This is a genomic window from Dactylosporangium darangshiense, assembly GCF_039537565.1.
In the GTDB taxonomy this organism is placed as follows: domain Bacteria; phylum Actinomycetota; class Actinomycetes; order Mycobacteriales; family Micromonosporaceae; genus Dactylosporangium; species Dactylosporangium darangshiense.
Genome location: NZ_BAABAT010000003.1, coordinates 465304 through 479506, shown reverse-complemented (window position 1 = coordinate 479506; position 14203 = coordinate 465304). Strand labels below are relative to the sequence as shown.

The window sequence follows — 14203 nt, the reverse complement described above, 5'->3', positions numbered from 1 at the left end:
TCAGGAGGCCCGATGGTTTACCCCGGACCGCAGCTGCAGGGTCTGTACGACCCTGCCTTTGAGCACGACGCCTGCGGGGTCGCCTTCGTAGCCGACATCCACGGCCGCAGGTCCCATGACGTCGTGTTCAAGGGGCTCTCGGCGCTGCGCCGGATGGACCACCGTGGTGCCCGCGGTGCAGAGCCCAACACCGGCGACGGCGCCGGCATCATGATCCAGATCCCGGACGCGTTCCTGCGTGAGGTCGTGCCGTTCGTGCTGCCGCCCGCCGGGCAGTATGCGACCGGCCTGGCGTTCCTGCCGACCGACGACGAGGCCGCGCAGCGCGCACAGCGGGTGCTGGAGAAGTACGCGCTCGTCGAGGGCGCGCAGGTGCTCGGCTGGCGCGACGTGCCCACCGACGCCACCGACCTCGGCGCCACGGCGCTGGCCGCCATGCCGCGCATCCGCCAGGTGTTCGTCAGCGCCGAGAAGCTCGGCTCGCCCGGCGTGGTGCTGTCCGGCCTCGAGCTGGACCGGGTCGTCTACTGCGTGCGCAAGCAGGCCGAGCGGGAGACCCGCGAGCGGGGCCTGCAGCTGTACCTGCCGTCGCTGTCGTCGCGCACGATGACGTACAAGGGCATGCTCACCCCGGACCAGGTCGTGTCCTTCTTCCCCGACCTGTCCGACGAGCGGGTCGCCTCGGCGATCGCGCTGGTGCACTCGCGCTTCTCCACCAACACGTTCCCGTCGTGGGAGCTGTCGCACCCGTACCGCATCATCGCCCACAACGGCGAGATCAACACGATCCGCGGCAACCGCAACTGGATGGCCGCCCGCGAGGCGCTGCTGGCCACCGAGAACCTGCCGGGCAGCATTCGCCGGCTGTTCCCGATCTGCACGCCCGAGGCGTCGGACTCGGCGAACTTCGACGAGGTGCTCGAGCTGCTGCACCTGGCCGGGCGCAGCCTGCCGCACGCGGTGCTGATGATGATCCCCGAGGCGTGGGAGAACGACCCGCGCATGGAACCGGCCCGCCGGGCCTTCTACCGCTTTCACGCCTGTCTCATGGAGCCGTGGGACGGCCCCGCGAGCGTCGCCTTCACCGACGGCACCGTCGTCGGCGCCGTGCTGGACCGCAACGGGCTGCGCCCCGGCCGCTGGTGGCAGACCAGCGACGGCCTGGTGGTGCTGGCCAGCGAGGCCGGCGTGCTCGACCTCGACCCGGCCACCATCGTGGCCAAGGGCCGTTCGGCGCCGGGCAAGATGCTGCTCGTCGACACCGCCGCCGGGCGCATCCGCACCGACGACGAGATCAAGGCCGAGCTGGCCGCCGCCGAGCCCTACGACGAGTGGCTGCACGCCGGGCTGATGGACCTCGAGCAGCTGGCGGAGCGCGAGCACGTCGTCTACACCCACGACTCGGTGCAGCGGCGGCAGCAGACGTTCGGGTACACCGAGGAGGAGCTCAAGATCCTCATCGGCCCGATGGCCCGCGCCGGCGCCGAGCCGCTGGGCTCGATGGGCACGGACACCCCGGTCGCGGTGCTCTCGACGCGGCCGCGGCTGATGTACGACTACTTCACCCAGCTCTTCGCGCAGGTCACCAACCCGCCGCTGGACGCGATCCGCGAGGAGCTCGTCACCAGCGTCGCGGCGACGATCGGCCCCGAGGCCAACCTGCTGCGGCCGGGGCCGGCGTCGTGCCGCCAGATCGCCCTGCCGTACCCGGTCATCGACAACGACGACCTGGCGAAGATCCTGCACATCGACGACGACGGCGACCTGCCCGGCTTCAAGGCCGTGCGGGTGTCGGGCCTCTACCCGGTCCGCGACGGCGCGACCGGCCTCAAGCGTCGCCTGGTCGAGATCATGCGCGGCGTGTCCGAGGCCATCGAGGACGGCGTGCGCATCCTGGTGCTCTCCGACCGCGACTCCACCGCCGACCTCGCCCCGATCCCGTCGCTGCTGCTGACCGCGGCCGTGCACCAGCACCTGGTGCGCGAGCAGACCCGCACCCAGGTGTCGCTCGTCGTCGAGTCCGGCGACTGCCGCGAGGTGCACCACGTGGCGGTGCTGGTCGGCTTCGGCGCCTCGGCCGTCAACCCGTACCTGGCCTTCGAGAGCGTCGAGGACCTCATCGCCACCGGCGCCCTCACGCACATCGACCCCGACAAGGCGGTCCACAACTACGTCAAGGCGCTCGGCAAGGGCGTCCTGAAGATCATGTCCAAGATGGGCATCTCGACCGTCTCGTCGTACTGCGGCGCCCAGGTCTTCGAGGCCGTCGGGCTCGACCCGCGCTTCGTCGAGCGGTACTTCACCGGCACCCCGAGCAAGATCGGCGGCATCGGCCTGGCCGAGGTGCACGCCGAGATCGCCGCCCGGCACTCGCGGGCCTACCCGGCCAACGAGGCCGAGCGGGCGCACCGGCGCCTCGAGGTCGGCGGCGAGTACCAGTGGCGGCGCGAGGGTGAGCTGCACCTGTTCAACCCGGAGACCGTGTTCCTGCTGCAGCACGCGACCCGCTCGAAGCAGTACGACGTCTTCCGCCGCTACACCGCCAAGGTCGACGAGCTCGCCGGGCGCGCCGGTTCGCTGCGCGGCCTGTTCGAGCTGCGCACCGGCGCGCGCCCGGCCGTGCCGATCGACGAGGTCGAACCGGCCGCCGAGATCGTGAAGCGCTTCGCGACCGGCGCCATGTCCTACGGCTCGATCTCGGCCGAGGCGCACGAGACGCTCGCCATCGCGATGAACAACATCGGCGGCCGGTCCAACACCGGCGAGGGCGGCGAGGACCCGGACCGGCTGCACGACCCGCGCCGCCGCTCGGCGGTCAAGCAGGTCGCCAGCGGCCGCTTCGGCGTCACGACGGAGTACCTCGTCAACGCCGACGACCTGCAGATCAAGATGGCCCAGGGCGCCAAGCCCGGCGAGGGCGGGCAGCTGCCGGGCAACAAGGTCTGGCCGTGGATCGCCAAGACCCGCCACGCGACGCCCGGCGTCGGGCTCATCTCCCCGCCGCCGCACCACGACATCTACTCCATCGAGGACCTCGCGCAGCTCGTCTTCGACCTCAAGAACGTCAACCCCGAGGCGCGCGTGCACGTCAAGCTCGTCTCCGAGGTCGGCGTGGGCACCGTCGCGGCCGGCGTGGCCAAGACGAAGGCCGACGTCATCCTGATTTCGGGACACGACGGCGGTACTGGTGCGTCGCCCCTGAACTCGCTCAAGCACGCCGGCACGCCGTGGGAGCTGGGCCTGGCCGAGACGCAGCAGACCCTGCTGCTGTCGGGCCTGCGTGACCGGGTCAGCGTCCAGGTCGACGGCCAGCTCAAGACCGGGCGGGACGTGATCATCGCGGCGCTGCTCGGGGCCGAGGAGTTCGGCTTCGCCACCTCGCCGCTCATCGTCTCCGGCTGCATCATGATGCGCGTCTGCCACCTCGACACGTGCCCGGTCGGCATCGCCACGCAGAACCCGGTGCTGCGCAAGCGGTTCAACGGCTCGCCGGAGTTCGTCGAGAACTTCTTCTGGTTCATGGCCGAGGAGGTCCGCGGCTACCTCGCGGAGCTCGGCTTCCGCACGCTGGACGAGGCGATCGGCCACACCGAGCTGCTCGACGTGCGCCCGGCGGTGGACCACTGGAAGGCCGGCGGGCTGGACCTGACCCCGCTGCTGCACGTTCCCCCTCTCGCCGACGACGCCGCCCGGCGCCAGACCACCAAGCAGGACCACCGGCTGGAGCGGGCGATGGACAACCAGCTCATCGCCGCCGTGTCGCCCGCCCTGGACGCGGGCGAGTCGATCCGGCTCGAGGTCGCGGTGCGCAACGAGCACCGCTCCGTCGGGGCGATGCTGGGCGGCGAGATCGTGCGCCGCGTCGGTGGCGCGGGCCTGCCCGACAACACGGTGGACATTACTCTGCGCGGCACCGCCGGGCAGTCGTTCGGCGCGTGGGTCCCTCGCGGAGTCACCCTGCGGCTCATCGGCGATGCCAACGACTACGTCGGCAAGGGCCTGTCCGGCGGGCGGCTCGTCGTGCGCCCCGACGAGCGGGCGCCGTTCGTCGCCGAGGAGCAGATCATCGGCGGCAACACCGTCCTCTACGGCGCGACCGGTGGGCAGCTGTTCATGCGCGGCCGCGCCGGCGAGCGCTTCGCGGTGCGCAACTCCGGCGCCGACGCGGTCGTCGAGGGCGTCGGGGACCACGGCTGCGAGTACATGACGGGCGGTACCGTCGTCGTGCTCGGCGCCACCGGCCGCAACTTCGCCGCGGGCATGTCCGGCGGCGTGGCCTTCGTCTGGCGGCTCGACCGGGACCTCGTCAACGCCGAGCTGGTCGACCTGCGCCCGGTGTCGGACCCGGCGGCGCTGCGGGCCCGGGTCGAGGAGCACCTCGCCGAAACCGGCTCGGCGGTCGCCGAGCGGATGCTGGCCGGCTGGGACTCGGCGGTCGCCGAGTTCACCGAGGTCATGCCGCGCGACTTCGAGCGCGCGATGGAGGCGATGCGGGCCGCCGAGGCTGCCGGCCGCGACGTGGATGCGGCTGTCATGGAGGTGGCACGTGCCTGACCCGAACGGTTTCCTGCGCTACGAGCGGCGGCTGCCGGCCCGGCGGCCGGTGCCGGTCCGCCTGCAGGACTGGCGGGAGGTGTACCCGCCCGCCTCCGACGAGCTGGTCCGTGAGCAGGCGAGCCGTTGCATGGACTGCGGCATCCCGTTCTGCCACGACGGGTGCCCGCTGGGCAACCGCATCCCGGACTGGAACGACCTCGTCCGGAGCGGCGACTGGGAGTTCGCCATCGAGGCGCTGCACGCCACGAACAACTTCCCGGAGTTCACCGGCCGGCTGTGCCCGGCGCCGTGCGAGGCGGCCTGCGTGCTGTCCATCGCCGGCGGCCAGGCGGTCACCATCAAGCAGGTCGAGGTCGAGATCATCAACCGGGCCGTCGCCGCCGGGCGGGTCACGCCGCGGCCGGCCCCGGAGCGCTCCGGCAAGAGCGTCGGCGTGGTCGGCTCCGGCCCCGCGGGCCTCGCCGCCGCGCAGCAGCTGGCCCGCGCCGGCCACGACGTCACCGTCTACGAGCGCGACGACGCGCTGGGCGGGCTGCTGCGGTACGGCATCCCGGACTTCAAGCTCGAGAAGGAGCACATCGACAAGCGCCTCGAGCAGCTGCGCGCCGAGGGCGTGCGCTTCAAGACCGGCGTGAACGTCGGCGTGACCGTCTCCGTCGAGGAGCTGCGCGCCTCGCACGACGCGCTGCTGCTGGCCTGCGGCGCGCTCGCCGGCCGCGACACCCCGCAGACGCCGGGCCGCGAGCTGCGCGGCATCCACCTCGCGATGGAGCACCTCGTCGAGTCCAACCGGGTCGTCGCCGGCCGGCAGCCGTCGGCGTCGATCAGCGCCGAGGGCAAGCACGTGGTCATCATCGGCGGCGGCGACACCGCCGCCGACTGCCTCGGCGTCACGCACCGCCAGGGCGCCCGCTCGGTGCTGCAGCTGGACCAGTACCCGCTGCCGCCGGACGAGCGCGACGAGTCCCGCGACCCGTGGCCGACGTGGCCGTGGATCCTGCGCAACTACCCCGCGCACGAGGAGGGCGGCGAGCGCGCCTTCGCCGTCGCCGTCACCTCGTTCGAGGGCGACGCCGAGGGCAACCTCACCGCGGTGCGCATCGCCGAAGTGCAGGTGTCCAGGTTGGACGGTCGCCGCACGGTCAGCGTCGTGGAGGGCACCGAGCGCGAGTACCCCGCCGACCTGGTGCTGCTGGCCATCGGCTTCGAGGGCACCGAGGAGGGTCCGCTGCTGGCCAACCTCGGCCTGACCCGCAACCGCCGCGGCGGCATCGACACCGGCAGCGACTGGCAGAGCAGCGCCCCCGGCGTCTTCATCGCCGGCGACATGCACCGCGGCGCGTCACTCATCGTGTGGGCGATCGCCGAGGGCCGCGCCGCCGCCGCGTCGATCCACGCCTACCTGGGCGGCGACGGCACCCTGCCGTCGCCGGTCGACCCGTCCGCGGTGGCCCTGTCCGCCTGAGACGCTCTTCGGGAGCGGACCACGCAGCCGGTTCGCTCCCAGGCCACCGCTGACGCGCCCGTTTTGCGCCTTGTGCGGGATCGCCCCGCCGGGACCGCACCACACCCGCCTTTTCCGCTACGGTCACGATGTTCGATGCGCATCGTGGCGGGGAGGGCGCGATGAGTGACCAGCGCGGCTTCGCGGTGGACCCCCAGGCGGTCCGGGCATTTGCTGCGGACCTTCGGCACGACCTCGACGTACATCTGTCGTCCGAGAAGATCCAGACCCTGCACATCTTTTCGGGCGCGCAGATGTTCGGTGCGACGACGCGAAGTCCGGTCGTGCGGCAGGCGGCCGCGGACTACTACGCCCGGCTGCTCGAACTGTACGACCTGCTGGACGTCCTGCTGCATAACGGGGCGGTCATGGCACAGGCGGCGCAGGACATCGCCGATGCGTACGCGGACGCGGACGTGATGTCGCAGGAGCAGGTTGATGGCGCCTTCGGTAGCGCGAAGCGTCTTTCGGCGGCTGATGCGCAAGCGGTTGATCCGAAGACTGGCAGGCCCGTCTGATGGCAGAGGCCTACGACGGGCTCCCGTTGCCCAAGCTCTGGGACATGGTCGCGAGTGAGGACCCAGAGGCTGGATTCATCCATGTCAACGCCCTGAATCGGCTTCGCGTGGCGCTCGAGCAGCAACGCGACAACCTCAGGGCGCAGCGGGACCGCCTGATCGACGGCTGGCCTCCGGCAAGGAGCCAGGCTGCCGCCGCCTTTGTCGGCCGGATCAACGCCATGATCGATACTCTGACGCTCGCTGCGGACGCGGCCGGGCGTGTCTGTGTCGGCGTTGACGAGGTGTTCGCCGCGATCCGCGACGCCAGGCGCCAGATCGAGCCGCTGATGGCTGCGTACTCTCACCGAGGTCGCGGCGCGGACATGGTGGCCCCGAGCGCGAACGACGCGCAGCTGAACGAGCGCGGTCGAGCTGTACTCGTCGCGGCCGACGCGAAGGTCGCCAAGGCCTCCGAAAAGATCAACACTGGCCTGCCGCCGTACAGCCGTTACGCCGATGACGGCCAAACCATCGACCGGCAACCAACGGACGGCGTCGATGGCGGCGCAGGATCGTCCGCGGGCTCGCGGGCGTCGAACGGCAGCAGCCAGTCGGAGTTGCTGCGCCCGCCGATCTTCGATGCGCCGCCTGTCTCAGGCCCGATTGACGGCGGTCTCGCGGACTCCGATCCCGGATCGACTGGCGGCAACGATGTCGTACTCACGGGCGACCTGGGTGAGCGCCCGGGCGGCGCCGTCGGAGCCATCGTCGGCGCCACGCCGCCGGGCTCGGTCGGAGTGATCGGCGGGGACTTCGGTGCGGGCCCAAGCCGCCCGACAGCGGGATCGGGCGTCGGGAGCTCGCTGGGTCCGGGTGTCATCGGTCCGGGCGGCGTGATCGGTGCGCCAGGAACCTACGCCCAGGCCGGCGGCCGGTTCACCACCGTACCCACGACTGGTGCCGGGTCCCGAGCCGGTTCGGCGCCGGCGGCTCGGCGGGCCACGGCCGGCCGGCCCGCCGCCTCGTCCGAGTCTGCCGGGTCGCGAGGCTCGAGCAGCCCGGCCGGCGGATACCGGGACCGTTCGTTCGAGGTGTACGCCGAGCGCCGCCGGTCGAGGCGCGTTGACGACGACGGGCTCTGGGCGGTGGACGAGGGAGTTCCGCCCGTGCTGGACGCGCCGGCCGCTGGACGGCACGATCCAGGCCCCGGAGTCCTCGGGATCGACCGTTGACCGCCTCGCTTCGCCGCGCGGGCGTTGTCACCGCTACGGTCGTTGTCGTTCTGCTGACCGCGCTCCGTCCGGCAACCGCCGACAACATTCGGGACGAGCAGTGGTACCTGGCCGCGCTCGGGATTGCCGAGGCGCAGAAGCTCGGTCAGGGCGAGGGGGTCGTCGTCGGCCTCGCGGACACCGGGGTCGACGTCACCCATGCCGAATTGGCAGGTGCCGTGCTGCCGGGCAAAGGCTTCGGCGAGGGCAACGACAGCGAGGGCAAGATCGACTGGATCGGCCACGGCACCGCGATGGCCGGGCTGATTGCGGGCCGTGGGCTGCCCGGTGGCGGAGGTGTGCTCGGAGTTGCGCCGAAGTCTATGATCCTGCCGCTCCAGACGCTGCGCAGCGAGGACGGGCACGGCGTCCCGGCGTTCCTCGCGGCGGGTATCGACTGGGCCGTCGACCATGGTGCGAGGGTGATCTGCATCGCCGGGGGTACCGGTGAGGATGCCACGGTGCGGGAGTCCGTCGAGCGGGCGATGCGATCGGATGTCGTCATCGTCGCCGCTGCGGGCAACACCCCTGACCAGACCGCCGTCGCGTTTCCGGCGTCGCTACCCGGAGTACTCGCTGTCGGCGGAACCGACCGCGGCGGCAACCATGCATCGATTTCGGCTACCGGGCCGCAGCTGGTGATCGCTGCCCCGGCGGTCGACGTCGTCTCGACGAAGCCGTCCGGGAAGTACGCCGTCAGCAGCGGTACGAGTGATGCGGCGGCTCTCGTGTCCGGGGTCGTGGCGCTGGTGCGGGCCAAGTATCCGAGCCTGTCCGGGCCCGAGGTGGTCCATCGGATCACGGCCACGGCTACGGACAAGGGCAGGCCGGGCCGCGATGACGAGTACGGCTTCGGGGTCGTGAATCCGCTCGCCGCGCTCACCGCCGACCTCCCGCCACCCCAGCCGTCGTCGTCGGCGTCGGCGGGAGCGCCGCCGGTCCCGGCGTCGGCCTCGGCGGAGGGGGGTGGGACGGGCGGAAAGCCGGTCAAGGCGGCAGTGGTGGCCGCCGGGGGAGTGGCGCTGGTGCTGCTCGCCGGGCTGGTGTTGTGGCGGGCGGCGCGCGTGCGCAGGTGAGGCCGGAGGGGACGGTACCGCGAGATTGATCACCTCCCGCGGGAGTGTGGCGATCACCCGGCGCGGGTAAGGCGCGCAGAATGCGGGAGACGGTCGTTGACACGCTCGCGCCGCTCGGGGTTGCGCTCGGGGTGGCGCTCCTGGCGTTGCTGGCGGTGCACTTCGTGCACAAGGTGTTGTTGCGGGCCGGGAGGCAGTCGAAGTTTGTCACCGACCTGGCCAACCGGTCGCACCGGCCGGTGCAGTGGGTCGTTGTGCTCTGCTCGGTGTACTTGTCGGTGCGCTCCACCGCCGACGGCGCCTCGTGGCGGCACACGTTTCTGCACCTCGATCAGCTGATCATCATCGGGACCGCGGCGTGGCTGCTTGCGGCGCTGCTCGTGGTGGCCGAAGAGACGGCGCTGTCGCGGTTTCGGACCGACGTGCCGGACAACCGTACGGCGCGGCGGGTGCACACACAGGTGGTGATGGTCCGGCGGGTGACCGTTGCCGTGATGGCGGTGCTGGCGGCTGCCGTGATGCTGATGACGTTTCCGCAGGCGCGGCTGGTGGGCACGAGCGTGCTGGCCAGCGCCGGGTTCGCGGGCATCCTCGCCGGTCTGGCCGCGCAGAGCGTGCTGCGCAACGTGTTCGCCGGGCTGCAGCTGGCGTTCTCCGACGCGGTGCGGCTCGGGGACGTGGTCATCGTGGAGAACGAGTGGGGGCGGGTGCAGGAGATCACCCTGTCGTACGTCGTCGTGCACATCTGGGACGACCGGCGGCTGATCCTGCCGACGTCGCGGTTCACGGAGCGGCCGTTCGAGAACTGGACGCGGACCGACTCCGCGCTGCTCGGCGCCGTCAACTTCGACGTGGACTGGTGGCTGCCGGTGGCGGAGATGCGCGAGGAATTGCGGCGGGGGCTGGAGTCCACGGACCTGTGGGACGGGCGGGTTTCGGTGCTGCAGGTGATCGAGGCGACCGGCAGCGCGATGCGGCTGCGGGCGCTCGTCAGCGCGCAGGACGCGCCGCGGCTGTGGGACCTGCGCTGCTTCGTGCGCGAGCACCTGGTGACGTGGCTGCGCGACGCGCACCCGGCGGCGCTGCCGCGGCTGCGGGCCGAGGTGGGCTCGGCAATGCCGGTGCACGCGACGCTGACCGGGCAGACCGTCACCACCGACAGCGACTCCCGCGTGTTCAGCCACAGCGTCGACGGCCGCGCCCGGGCAGAAGCGTTCACCGGTCGCGAGTGAGCCGGGCGCGAATGAGCACCCTGGCCGCCACCATCGCCACCAGGACGAAGGCCACGATGGGCAGCGCGGGACCGGCGAATGCGGCACACATCACAACCAGCGCCGAGATGTACACCAAAATCGCCCCGGAACGCGGCAGGTGCAGCAGCTGCAGTGACACCAGCAGCAGCGCCACGGGGATGCAGACCGCCAGGTTCCCGCGCAGCGTCGGGCCGTCGGGGACGGTCAGCGCGACCGCAAGGCCCGAGCCCAGCGCCGCCGCCGAGGCGAACACGAAGAAGTGCCCGTAGCCCCACACGAACGCGCGCCGGTTGTCGACCAGGCGGTGGTGGACGGGCTCCTCGAAGTACAGCCACCAGAAACAGAACACGATCAGCAGGCCGCTGCCGGCCACCCACCACAGGCGGGCCGTGTCGAAGCCGCCCTCCACGGCGAGCGTGGTGGACAGCACGATCTCGCCGAGGACGATGATGAACAGCAGGCCGTACCGCTCGGCGATGTGGTGCGGGTGCCACGGCGTGGACCAGCGCCGCTCCGCCCACACCGGCACCGCGAGCTCGGCCGCCGCCATCAGCACGAACAGCAGCGTGTGCGCGGTGCCGTGGGAGAACAGGATCAGGCCCCAGCCGACCATGACCGTCGAGACGCCGGCCGCCATCCGCAACGCGGTGCCCCGGCCCTCGTCGCGGGCGTGCGCGGCGCGCAGCCACTGGGCGGTGAGCCCGATCCGCATGATCGCGTAACCGAGGGTCACGAAGCCGAGCCGGCCCTCGAAGGCGGCGGGCACCCCGGCGGCGAGGACCAGCACCCCGGAGATCTGCAGCAGGGCCGTCAGCCGATAGGGCACGTCGTCGGCGTCGTACGCCGAGGCGAACCACGTGAAGTTCATCCACGCCCACCAGATGGCGAAGAACACCATCAGGAACCCGGCGATCCCGTGCGCCGCGTGGCCCTCGGACACCGAGTGGTGCAGCAGCTGGCCCAGCTGCGCGATGGCGACCACGAAGCACAGGTCGAACAGCAGCTCGAGCGGGGTGGCGACGCGGTGCGGCTCGTTGCTGTCGCGGGCCCGCATCGGCCGGCGCCACTGGGGGAGGGTGGACATCGGACCAGTATCGAGCAAAGCCCGGGTTTCCAGCGTCTCAACTGATGGCGTGGGGGCCGGGGCAGCGGATACGCGCTGTGGTGGAGGGGCTAGCCTCAGTGTGTGACTCGACGCGCCAAAATCGTCTGTACGCTCGGCCCCGCCACTTCGTCGGCCGAGCGGCTCCGTGGCCTCGTCGACGCCGGTATGGACGTCGCGCGGCTCAACTTCAGCCACGGAAGCCACGAGGACCACGCCTCGGTGTACAACCTCGTTCGGGAGGCCGCCATCGGCGCCGGCCGCCCCGTGGGCATCCTCGCGGACCTGCAGGGTCCCAAGATCCGCCTCGGCCGTTTCGCCGACGGCCCGCACGAATGGCCGACCGGCTACACCGCGGTCATCACCAGCGACGAGATCATCGGCACCGCCGACCGCGTCTCGTGCACCTACAAGAAGCTTCCGCAGGAGGTCAAGGCCGGCGACCGGCTGCTCATCGACGACGGCAAGGTCGCCGTCGAGGTGACCGGCGTCACCGGCCCGGACATCTCGGTGCTCGTCACCGAGGGCGGCATGGTCTCCAACAACAAGGGCGTCTCCCTGCCCAACGTGGCGGTCAGCGTGCCCGCGCTGTCGGAGAAGGACGCCGAGGACCTGCGCTTCGCGCTGCGCCTGGGCGTGGACTGGATCGCGCTGTCGTTCGTGCGCTCGCCGGACGACATCAAGCTCGTCCACGAGATCATGGCGGAGGAGGGCGTGCACCGCCCCGTCATCGCCAAGGTCGAGAAGCCGGAGGCGGTCGCCGCGCTCGAGGCGATCGTCAACGCGTTCGACGGCGTCATGGTCGCCCGCGGCGACCTCGGCGTGGAGATGCCGCTGGAGCAGGTGCCGCTGGTGCAGAAGCGCGCCGTGCAGCTGTGCCGCGAGCAGGCCAAGCCGGTCATCGTCGCGACCCAGATGCTCGACTCGATGATCGAGAACGCGCGGCCGACCCGGGCCGAGGCCTCCGACGTGGCCAACGCCGTGCTCGACGGCGCCGACGCCGTCATGCTGTCGGGGGAGACCAGCGTCGGGAAGTACCCCATCCTGACGGTCTCGACGATGGCCCGCATCGTGGCGACCACCGAGGGCGGCTCGCTGTCCGTGCCCCGGCTGCAGCACGACCCGCGCACCAAGGGCGGCGCCCTGACGTCGGCGGCGTCCAACATCGCGCGCAACATCGGCGCGAAGGCCCTCGTCGCGTTCTCCCAGACCGGCGACACCGTGCGCCGCCTGGCGCGGCTGCACTGCGAGCTGCCGCTGCTGGCGTTCACCCCGGAGCCCACGGTCCGCAACCAGCTCACCCTGAGCTGGGGCGTGCAGACCTTCGACGTGCCGTTCGTGGAGCACACGGACGAGATGTTCCAGCAGGTGGACCTGGCCCTCGTCGGCCTGCCGTGGCTCGCGCCCGGCGACGACGTGGTCATCGTCGCCGGCTCCCCGCCCGGCACCCCGGGCTCGACGAACACGCTGCGCGTCCACCAGCTGGGAGCACTGTCACAGGATTGACGCCGCCCGGCGGGCGAGTTCCTGCGTATGTTGTCCGTGTGACCGAACTGGCTAGCGGGCAGGCCGCGGTGGACGCGCTCGTGCGGCTCCTGGACCTCGAGGCGCTGGGGGACGACCGGTTCCTGGGCATCAGCCCGCCGGTCGGCCCCCAGCGTGTCTTCGGCGGGCAGGTGGCCGGCCAGGCCCTCGTCGCCGCCGGCCGCACCGTCGAGCCCGGCCGCCAGGTGCACTCGCTGCACGGCTACTTCGTGCGCCCCGGCGACCCGAGCGTGCCGATCACCTACACCGTGGAGAGCATCCGCGACGGCCGCTCGTTCTCGGTGCGCCGCTCCGTCGCCGAGCAGCACGGCAAGGTCATCTTCTTCATGTCGGCCTCGTTCCACCGGCCCGAGGAGGGCCTGGACCACCACGAGCCGGCCCCGCTGGACGTGCCGCCGCCGGACGAGGTGCCGACGATGGCCGAGCGCCTGGCGAAGTACCCGGAGCGCGCCGGCATCTGGACCACCGTGCAGCAACCGATCGACGTGCGCTACGTCGGCGAGCCCGGCTGGGTGCCGCCCGGCGACCGCCCCGCCGAGGCCCGCCAGCGCGTCTGGATGCGCCTGGACGGCAAGCTGCCCGACGACCCGGTGCTGCACACCTGCGTGCTCACCTTCGCCTCCGACCTGACGCTGCTGGACTCGGTGCTCTCCGCGCACGGCGCCGTCTGGGGCCCCGGCGGCTTCGTCGGCGCGAGCCTCGACCACGCGATGTGGTTCCACCGCCCGTTCCGCGCCGACGAGTGGTTCCTCTACGACTGCGTGAGCCCGTCGGCCTCCGGCGCCCGCGGCCTGGCCACCGGCCGGATGTTCACCGTGGACGGCCGCCACATCGCCACGGCCGTGCAGGAGGGCCTGTTGCGACGCGTGGGAGGATGATGACATGCGCCTTTCGGCCCGAGTTGACTACGCGCTGCGCGCGGTGGCGGAGTTGGCGGCCACCTCCGCCGACGGCAAGCTGGTGACCGCGGACCGCCTCGCCAGCGCCCAGCAGATCCCGCCGAAGTTCCTGGAGAGCATCCTGCTGCAGCTGCGCCGCGGCGGCGTGGTGGTCGCCCAGCGCGGCCCCGAGGGCGGCTATCGCCTGGCCCGCCCGGCCGCCGACATCTCCCTGGCCGAGATCATCCGCGTGATCGACGGCCCGCTCGCCAACGTTCGCGGCCAGCGCCCGGAGGAGCTCGGCTACCACGGCGCCGCGTCGGCGTTGCAGGACGTGTGGATCGCGCTGCGCGCCAACGAGCGCCTCATCCTCGAGACCGTCACGATCGAGGACGTGGTGACCGGCGAGCTGCCCGAGCGCGTGCGCGACCTGGTCGCCGACCCGCGAGCCTGGGTGTAAGGACCTTTTTCCGGGACTCGGGCCCGCGCAACTGACGACCGTTGTTCCCACCAGACA

Annotated in this window: 10 protein-coding genes; 9 read left to right on the top strand and 1 reads right to left on the bottom strand. The window is 71.8% G+C overall.

Features of this window, described 5'->3' with window-relative positions; all coding sequences use genetic code 11:
* Positions 1-12 precede the first annotated feature (12 nt).
* The 6 genes from gltB (at position 13) to ABD901_RS08915 (ending at position 10140) form a co-directional block, all read left to right on the top strand.
* Positions 13-4554, top strand: a complete 4542-nt coding sequence (gene gltB / locus ABD901_RS08940; protein ID WP_452094411.1) for a glutamate synthase large subunit — start codon at positions 13-15, stop codon at positions 4552-4554.
* Entirely contained in the window at positions 4547-6022 is a 1476-nt protein-coding gene (locus tag ABD901_RS08935; protein ID WP_345123210.1) for a glutamate synthase subunit beta, read from the top strand. The genes gltB and ABD901_RS08935 overlap by 8 nt, the downstream gene beginning before the upstream one ends.
* 128 nt (positions 6023-6150) lie before the next feature.
* Entirely contained in the window at positions 6151-6579 is a 429-nt protein-coding gene (locus ABD901_RS08930; RefSeq protein ID WP_345123208.1) for a hypothetical protein, read from the top strand.
* Positions 6579-7793: a hypothetical protein gene (locus tag ABD901_RS08925; RefSeq protein WP_345123206.1), complete on the top strand. Its 1215-nt coding sequence runs from the start codon at positions 6579-6581 to the stop codon at positions 7791-7793. The genes ABD901_RS08930 and ABD901_RS08925 overlap by 1 nt, the downstream gene beginning before the upstream one ends.
* Positions 7790-8908 (top strand): S8 family serine peptidase, encoded by a 1119-nt coding sequence (locus ABD901_RS08920; protein ID WP_345123204.1) that lies wholly within the window; start codon positions 7790-7792, stop codon positions 8906-8908. The genes ABD901_RS08925 and ABD901_RS08920 overlap by 4 nt, the downstream gene beginning before the upstream one ends.
* Positions 8909-8988: 80 nt before the next feature.
* Positions 8989-10140 (top strand): mechanosensitive ion channel family protein, encoded by a 1152-nt coding sequence (locus ABD901_RS08915; RefSeq protein ID WP_345123201.1) that lies wholly within the window; start codon positions 8989-8991, stop codon positions 10138-10140.
* Here ABD901_RS08915 and ABD901_RS08910 read toward each other — a convergent pair.
* Positions 10124-11245: a low temperature requirement protein A gene (locus ABD901_RS08910; protein WP_345123199.1), complete on the bottom strand. Its 1122-nt coding sequence runs from the start codon at positions 11243-11245 to the stop codon at positions 10124-10126. The genes ABD901_RS08915 and ABD901_RS08910 overlap by 17 nt on opposite strands.
* 102 nt (positions 11246-11347) lie before the next feature.
* Here ABD901_RS08910 and pyk point away from each other — a divergent pair, with 102 nt between their 5' ends.
* From pyk to ABD901_RS08895, 3 genes are read left to right on the top strand one after another with little or no spacing between them, the layout of a single operon-like run.
* Entirely contained in the window at positions 11348-12769 is a 1422-nt protein-coding gene (pyk, locus tag ABD901_RS08905; protein WP_345123197.1) for a pyruvate kinase, read from the top strand.
* Positions 12770-12816: 47 nt separating this feature from the next.
* Positions 12817-13686, top strand: a complete 870-nt coding sequence (locus ABD901_RS08900; RefSeq protein ID WP_345123583.1) for an acyl-CoA thioesterase — start codon at positions 12817-12819, stop codon at positions 13684-13686.
* Between the two features lie 4 nt (positions 13687-13690).
* Entirely contained in the window at positions 13691-14146 is a 456-nt protein-coding gene (locus tag ABD901_RS08895) for an RrF2 family transcriptional regulator (protein WP_345123194.1), read from the top strand.
* Positions 14147-14203 lie beyond the last annotated feature (57 nt).

Excerpts from the sequence above, each read along its gene's own strand:
- ABD901_RS08930 (WP_345123208.1), top strand. The coding sequence starts at position 6,151 with ATGTTCGATGCGCATCGTGGCGGGGAGGGCGCGATGAGTGACCAGCGC.
- ABD901_RS08895 (WP_345123194.1), top strand. The coding sequence starts at position 13,691 with ATGCGCCTTTCGGCCCGAGTTGACTACGCGCTGCGCGCGGTGGCGGAG.
- gltB (WP_452094411.1), top strand. The coding sequence starts at position 13 with ATGGTTTACCCCGGACCGCAGCTGCAGGGTCTGTACGACCCTGCCTTT.
- ABD901_RS08915 (WP_345123201.1), top strand. The coding sequence starts at position 8,989 with ATGCGGGAGACGGTCGTTGACACGCTCGCGCCGCTCGGGGTTGCGCTC.
- ABD901_RS08925 (WP_345123206.1), top strand. The coding sequence starts at position 6,579 with ATGGCAGAGGCCTACGACGGGCTCCCGTTGCCCAAGCTCTGGGACATG.
- ABD901_RS08910 (WP_345123199.1), bottom strand. The coding sequence starts at position 11,245 with ATGTCCACCCTCCCCCAGTGGCGCCGGCCGATGCGGGCCCGCGACAGC.